Source organism: Kitasatospora sp. NPDC058190, assembly GCF_042883685.1.
In the GTDB taxonomy this organism is placed as follows: domain Bacteria; phylum Actinomycetota; class Actinomycetes; order Streptomycetales; family Streptomycetaceae; genus Kitasatospora.
The window spans coordinates 21152-27642 of the sequence record NZ_JBHVVI010000113.1; the positions used below are offsets into that span (position 1 = coordinate 21152).

Annotated in this window: 5 protein-coding genes; 3 read left to right on the forward strand and 2 right to left on the reverse strand. The window is 69.7% G+C overall.

What is annotated here, in order from left to right:
• Positions 1–179: 179 nt before the first annotated feature.
• Both ACFVWU_RS35905 and ACFVWU_RS35910 read left to right on the forward strand, forming a co-directional pair.
• Positions 180–758, forward strand: a complete 579-nt coding sequence (locus ACFVWU_RS35905) for a TerD family protein (RefSeq protein WP_387628727.1) — start codon at positions 180–182, stop codon at positions 756–758.
• Between the two features lie 201 nt (positions 759–959).
• Positions 960–1940 (forward strand): TerC family protein, encoded by a 981-nt coding sequence (locus ACFVWU_RS35910; protein ID WP_387628718.1) that lies wholly within the window; start codon positions 960–962, stop codon positions 1938–1940.
• Positions 1941–2005: 65 nt separating this feature from the next.
• Here the strand turns inward: ACFVWU_RS35910 and ACFVWU_RS35915 are convergent, their stop codons facing one another.
• Both ACFVWU_RS35915 and ACFVWU_RS35920 read right to left on the reverse strand, forming a co-directional pair.
• A complete protein-coding gene (locus ACFVWU_RS35915) occupies positions 2006–2659 on the reverse strand; it encodes an MBL fold metallo-hydrolase (RefSeq protein ID WP_387628720.1) in 654 nt (217 codons plus the stop codon).
• A 54-nt stretch (positions 2660–2713) separates the two neighbouring features.
• Entirely contained in the window at positions 2714–3448 is a 735-nt protein-coding gene (locus ACFVWU_RS35920) for a maleylpyruvate isomerase family mycothiol-dependent enzyme (protein WP_387628721.1), read from the reverse strand.
• Positions 3449–3715: 267 nt separating this feature from the next.
• Between ACFVWU_RS35920 and uvrA the strand changes: the two genes are divergently transcribed.
• A partial coding sequence (gene uvrA / locus ACFVWU_RS35925) for an excinuclease ABC subunit UvrA (RefSeq protein WP_387628723.1) occupies positions 3716–6491 on the forward strand: 2776 nt, incomplete at its 3' end.

Below are 6491 nucleotides of genomic sequence, written 5' to 3' on the forward strand. Positions count from 1 at the left end.
ACCGGGTAACTCTGAGGGGTCGCGGGTGCCACAGGCCCTAGGCTGGCCTGCGGCATCGTGCCCTCGGGACGGGGTTGCGGGCCGTCTTGCAGAGGGGGCCTCAGCCGGGGGACGGCGACGGGGTGTTCCACCGGGAGCCGTGCGGATGTGACCGCGTGGCCAGCAGAGAGGACAACGTCGTGTCGGTGAACCTTGCCAAGGGGCAGCGGGTCAGCCTCCAGAAGGGGGCGGGCGGCACCCTGACCGTGGTCCGGATGGGGCTCGGCTGGCAGGCCGCCCCCAAGCGGGGCCTGTTCGGCAGTCGGACCAGGAAGATCGACCTGGACGCCTCGGCGCTGCTGTACGCCGAGAAGACCCCGTCCGACGTGGTGTTCTTCCAGCACCTGGAGTCCACCGACGGCTCGGTGCGGCACACCGGGGACAACCTGGAGGGCGGCTCCGGCGCCGAGGACGACGAGGCGATCCTGGTCGACCTGCTGCACGTGCCGGCGCACATCACCCAGGTGGTGTTCACGGTCAGCTCGTACACCGGGCAGACCTTCGCCGAGGTGAGCCGGGCGCACTGCCGGCTGCTGGACGAGACCACCGGGGTGGAGCTGGCCCGGTACGAGCTGGCGGGCGGCGGGCCGCACACCGGGCAGATCATGGCCAAGGTGGTCCGGGACGGCAACGGCGGCTGGGAGATGCAGGCGATCGGCGCCCCGGCGAAGGGGCGGACCTTCCAGGACCTGCTGCCGGCGATCGAGCCGTTCCTCTGACGACCCTTTACCTTCTTTACCTTTCTTTGCCTTCCCTGTTACTCTCGATGGCAGCGGAGGGGAGTATTCCCCAACAGTCGTCCCCGTCATCACGGGCGCCCGTCGCGGCGCCCCGGGGCGCTGGTCCCCGGGTGAGCCCGGTGGGCGGAAGAGACCTCCGGCAGTGACGACCTGTCTCGCCTAGCTGCCGGAGGAGCAGTCATGGACGTTTCCGTAACCATGTGGGTCACCACGATCGGTGTGCTGATCGCACTGGTCGTGGCCGACTTCTTCATCGGGGGCCGTAAGCCGCACGAGGTCTCGATCAAGGAGGCCGGGATCTGGACGGCCGTCTGGGGCGCGCTGGCGGTGCTCTTCGGCGGGTTCCTCTGGTGGCACTCCGGCGGGCAGCCGGCGGGTGAGTTCTTCGCCGGGTACATCACCGAGAAGTCGCTCAGTGTCGACAACCTCTTCGTGTTCATCCTGATCATGGGCAAGTTCGCGGTGCCCAGGGTCTACCAGCAGCGCGTGCTGATGTTCGGTGTGATCATCGCACTGGTGCTCCGGGCGGTGTTCATCGCGGGCGGCGCGGCGCTGGTGGCGCAGTTCTCCTGGGTGTTCTTCATCTTCGGCGCGTTCCTGATCTGGACGGCCTGGAAGCTGGTCAAGGAGGCCCGGGCGGACGAGGAGGACGAGGAGTTCGAGGAGAACCGGCTGCTGAAGTCGATCACCCAGCGCTTCCCGTCGACCGACAGGTACCACGGCACCAAGCTCTTCATCCGGGAGAACGGCCGCCGGCTGGTCACCCCGATGCTGATCGTCATGCTGGCGATCGGCACCACGGACGTGCTGTTCGCCCTGGACTCGATCCCGGCCATCTTCGGCCTGACCCAGGACCCGTACATCGTCTTCACCGCCAACGCCTTCGCCCTGATGGGCCTGCGCCAGCTGTACTTCCTGATCGGCGGCCTGCTGAAGAAGCTGGTCCACCTGAGCTACGGCCTCTCGGTGATCCTCGGCTTCATCGGCGTGAAGCTGGTGCTGCACGCCGCCCACGAGGCCGGCGCCCACGTCCCGGAGATCGGCATCCCGTTCTCGCTGGGCTTCATCGTGGTCGTGCTGGCCGTCACCACCGTGACCAGCCTGATGGCCTCGAGGAAGCAGGAGCAGGCCGAGCGCGAGCCCGAGAAGCTCAACGCCTGAGCTGCGTCAGACCTCTTCGGAGCCCCGCCGTCGGATCGATCCGACGGCGGGGCTCGGCTCTGTGGTCACCAGCCGCGTTCGCGCCACTCGTCGAGGTGGGGGCGTTCGGCGCCGATGGTGGTGTCGTTGCCGTGGCCGGGGTAGACCCAGGCCTCGTCGGGGAGGGCGTCGAAGATCTTCTCGTTGACGTCCCGGAAGAGGGTCCGGAAGGCCTCCGGGTCGCCCCAGGTGTTGCCGACGCCGCCAGGGAAGAGGCAGTCGCCGGTGAAGACGTGCGGGTGGCCCTGGGGGTCGTCGTAGATCAGCACGATCGCGCCGGGGGTGTGGCCGACCAGGTGGCGGACAGTGAGTTCGACGTCGCCGACCCGCAGCTTGTCGCCGTCGGCGAGCAGCAGTTCGGTGGGCACGTCGATGCCCTCGGCATCGTGCTGGCCGGCGGCGGTGCGGGCGCCGGTGGTGGCGACCACCTCGGCGAGAGCGCCCCAGTGGTCGTGGTGCCGGTGGGTGGTGACCACCGTCTCCAGGTCGTCCCCGACGGTCTCCAGCAGCACCGGGGCGTCGGCGGCCGCGTCGATCAGCAGCTGCTCGTCGGTGGCCCGGCAGCGCAGCAAGTAGGCGTTGTTGTCGTACGGGCCGACGGCCACCTTGGTGATCATCAGGTGGGCCAGCTCCCGCACGTCCGGCGGCCCGCCGACCTTGACCGCTCCGTGGTACGTCATGCGTCCGCTCCTCGTCCGGGTCCGGCTACAGGGTTCAGGATCATCCTCGCGCCGTCAGCCCATGGGGGGAAGCTGGGGGAGCGCGGTGTCGGGCGTGCGGCGCAGGTCCGCGCCGGCGGAGCGGCCGGAGAGCCAGGCGAGCAGGGAGCGGACGGGGCCCTGGACGGTCAGGGCGGTGTCGCCCGAGCCGATCAGGCCGCGGTCCCCGGTGTCCTCGGCGACCAGCTCGACGGCGGGCAGCTCGGTGCCGTGCAGCTTGAGGGCGAGCTTGTGGAACTCGGTGACGGCGAACTCCTCGGGCCACTCGGCGGGGGTGTAGCCGCCGTCCAGGTCGACCAGGTGGTACTCCAGTTCGCCGAGGCGCTTCCAGACCAGGTCGCAGGCCGGGAAGACGGCGCCGGAGCGGTGGCGCACGTCGGCGGCCCAGTCCTCGGGGTCCATCAGTGCGGCGGCCGCGGCGAAGCGCTCGTGCGACTCGCGCAGGTCGGCGAGCTGGGCGTCCAGCGGGCGGCCGGCGCCGTCCTCGATCCCCTGGTCGCGGGCCTGCTCGCTGGCGTACTGCGGGACGTCGGTGCCGGTGCGGGCGCCGGTCAGCAGGTTGACCAGGGAGTCGGCGTTGCGGGCGATGTGGGCCAGCACGTGGCCGCGGGTCCAGCCGGGGAGCGCGGAGGGCTCGGTGACGGCCTCCGGCTTCAGCCCGGCGACGGTCTCCAGCATGCGCCGGGTGCTTGCCTCGACCAGGTTCAGTCGCTCGGTGGCTAGAGCGGCGGCGGAGTGCGAGTCGGACATCGAATCTGCCTTCTGTGCGAGACGGCGCGTTGCCCGAGGAGGGCTTCGCTCGTTGACCAGGCGACGCTATCGCCGAATCCGGGCCCTGAGCAGGGCCTTTTTCGGTCCGGGTACGGACGGTCCCGGGGGTGCTCTCACTCGTTCGGGTGGACTCCGCTGGACAAAGTCGATATTCGAACGTCTGAGCTATAGGCTGGCTGCCGCATCCTGGAAGAAGACCGAATCTCACCGCAAGCCATCTCGCCCCGGAGAAAGGCGCCAGAAGCAGTGGCCGACCGCCTCATCGTCCGCGGTGCTCGCGAGCACAACCTCAAGAACGTCTCGCTCGACCTGCCCCGCGACTCCCTCATCGTCTTCACGGGCCTCTCCGGCTCCGGCAAGTCCTCGCTCGCCTTCGACACGATCTTCGCCGAGGGCCAGCGCCGCTACGTCGAGTCGCTGTCCTCGTACGCCCGCCAGTTCCTCGGGCAGATGGACAAGCCCGACGTGGACTTCATCGAGGGCCTCTCCCCGGCCGTCTCGATCGACCAGAAGTCCACCAACCGCAACCCCCGTTCGACCGTCGGCACCATCACCGAGGTCTACGACTACCTGCGCCTGCTGTTCGCCCGGATCGGCAAGCCCCACTGTCCGCACTGCGGCCGCCCGATCGCCAAGCAGTCGCCGCAGGCGATCGTGGACAAGGTGCTGGAGCTCGCCGAGGGCACCCGCTTCCAGGTGCTCAGCCCGGTGGTGCGCGAGCGCAAGGGCGAGTTCGCCGACCTCTTCGCCGACCTCCAGTCCAAGGGCTACTCCCGCGCCCGCGTCGACGGCGAGACGATCCAGCTCGCCGAGCCACCGAAGCTCAAGAAGCAGGAGAAGCACACCGTCGAGGTGGTCGTCGACCGCCTGACCGTCAAGGAGAGCGCCAAGCGGCGGCTCACCGACTCGGTGGAGACGGCCCTGCGGCTGTCCGGCGGCATGGTCGTGCTCGACTTCGTCGACCTCCCCGAGGACGACCCGGAGCGCGAGCGGATGTACTCCGAGCACCTCTACTGCCCGTACGACGACGTGTCGTTCGAGGAGCTGGAGCCGCGCTCGTTCTCCTTCAACTCGCCGTTCGGCGCCTGCCCGGACTGCTCGGGCCTGGGCAACCGGATGGAGGTCGACCCGGAGCTGGTCGTGCCGGACCCGGAGCGCTCGCTGGACGAGGGCGCGATCCACCCGTGGTCGGCCGGGCACGCCAAGGAGTACTTCCAGCGCCTGATCGACGCCCTCGCCGAGGAGCTCGGCTTCCGCACCGACATCCCCTGGGCCGGGCTGCCCGCCCGCGCCAAGAAGGCGCTGCTGTACGGGCACAAGCACCAGGTGCAGGTCCGCTACCGCAACCGCTTCGGCCGCGAGCGCTCGTACAGCACCGGCTTCGAGGGCGCCGTCCCGTTCATCCAGCGCCGGCACACCGAGGCGGAGAGCGACAGCAGCCGCGAGCGCTTCGAGGGCTACATGCGCGAGGTGCCCTGCCCGACCTGCCAGGGCACCCGGCTCAAGCCGGTGGTGCTCGCGGTGACCGTCGAGGACAAGTCGATCGCCGACGTCTCGTCGATGTCGATCAGCGACTGCGCCGAGTTCCTGGGCGCGATGAAGCTCAACGACCGGGACAAGCAGATCGCCGAGCGGGTCCTCAAGGAGGTCAACGAGCGGCTGCGGTTCCTGGTCGACGTCGGCCTGGACTACCTCTCCCTGGACCGCGCGGCCGGCACCCTGTCCGGCGGCGAGGCCCAGCGCATCCGGCTGGCCACCCAGATCGGCTCCGGCCTGGTCGGCGTGCTGTACGTGCTGGACGAGCCGTCCATCGGCCTGCACCAGCGGGACAACCACCGGCTGATCGAGACGCTGGTGCGGCTGCGCGACATCGGCAACACCCTGATCGTGGTCGAGCACGACGAGGACACCATCAAGACCGCGGACTGGGTGGTGGACATCGGCCCCGGCGCCGGCGAGCACGGCGGCAAGGTGGTGCACTCCGGTTCGCTGAAGCAGCTGCTCTCCAACAAGGAGTCGCTGACCGGCCAGTACCTCTCCGGCAAGCGGTCCATCCCGATCCCGGCCGCCCGCCGCGACCGGGACCGGAAGCGCCAGCTGACCGTCCACGGCGCCCGCGAGCACAACCTCAAGGACGTCACGGTCGGCTTCCCGCTCGGCACCCTGACGGCGATCACCGGCGTCTCCGGCTCCGGCAAGTCGACGCTGGTCAACGACATCCTCTACACCCACCTCGCCCGGGAGCTGAACGGCGCCCGCAGCGTGCCCGGCCGGCACACCCGGATCACCGGCACCGACCTGGTGGACAAGGTGGTGCACGTCGACCAGTCGCCGATCGGCCGCACCCCGCGGTCCAACCCGGCCACCTACACCGGGGTGTTCGACCACGTCCGCCGGCTCTTCGCGGAGACCCAGGAGGCCAAGGTCCGCGGCTACCTGCCCGGCCGGTTCTCCTTCAACGTCAAGGGCGGCCGCTGCGAGAACTGCACCGGCGACGGCACCATCAAGATCGAGATGAACTTCCTGCCGGACGTCTACGTGCCGTGCGAGGTCTGCCACGGCGCCCGGTACAACCGGGAGACGCTGGAGGTGCACTACAAGGGCAAGTCCATCGCCGAGGTGCTGGACATGCCGATCGAGGAGGCCCTGGGCTTCTTCGAGGCCGTCCCGGCGATCGCCCGCCACCTCCGGACGCTCAACGACGTCGGCCTCGGCTACGTCCGGCTCGGCCAGTCCGCGCCGACGCTCTCCGGCGGCGAGGCGCAGCGCGTCAAGCTCGCCTCGGAGCTGCAGAAGCGCTCCACCGGGCGGACGGTCTACGTGCTGGACGAGCCCACCACCGGCCTGCACTTCGAGGACATCAGCAAGCTGATCAAGGTGCTCAGCGGGCTGGTGGACAAGGGCAACACGGTGATCGTCATCGAGCACAACCTCGATGTGATCAAGACCGCCGACTGGATCGTCGACATGGGCCCCGAGGGCGGCTCCGGCGGCGGCACGGTGGTCGCCGAGGGCACCCCGG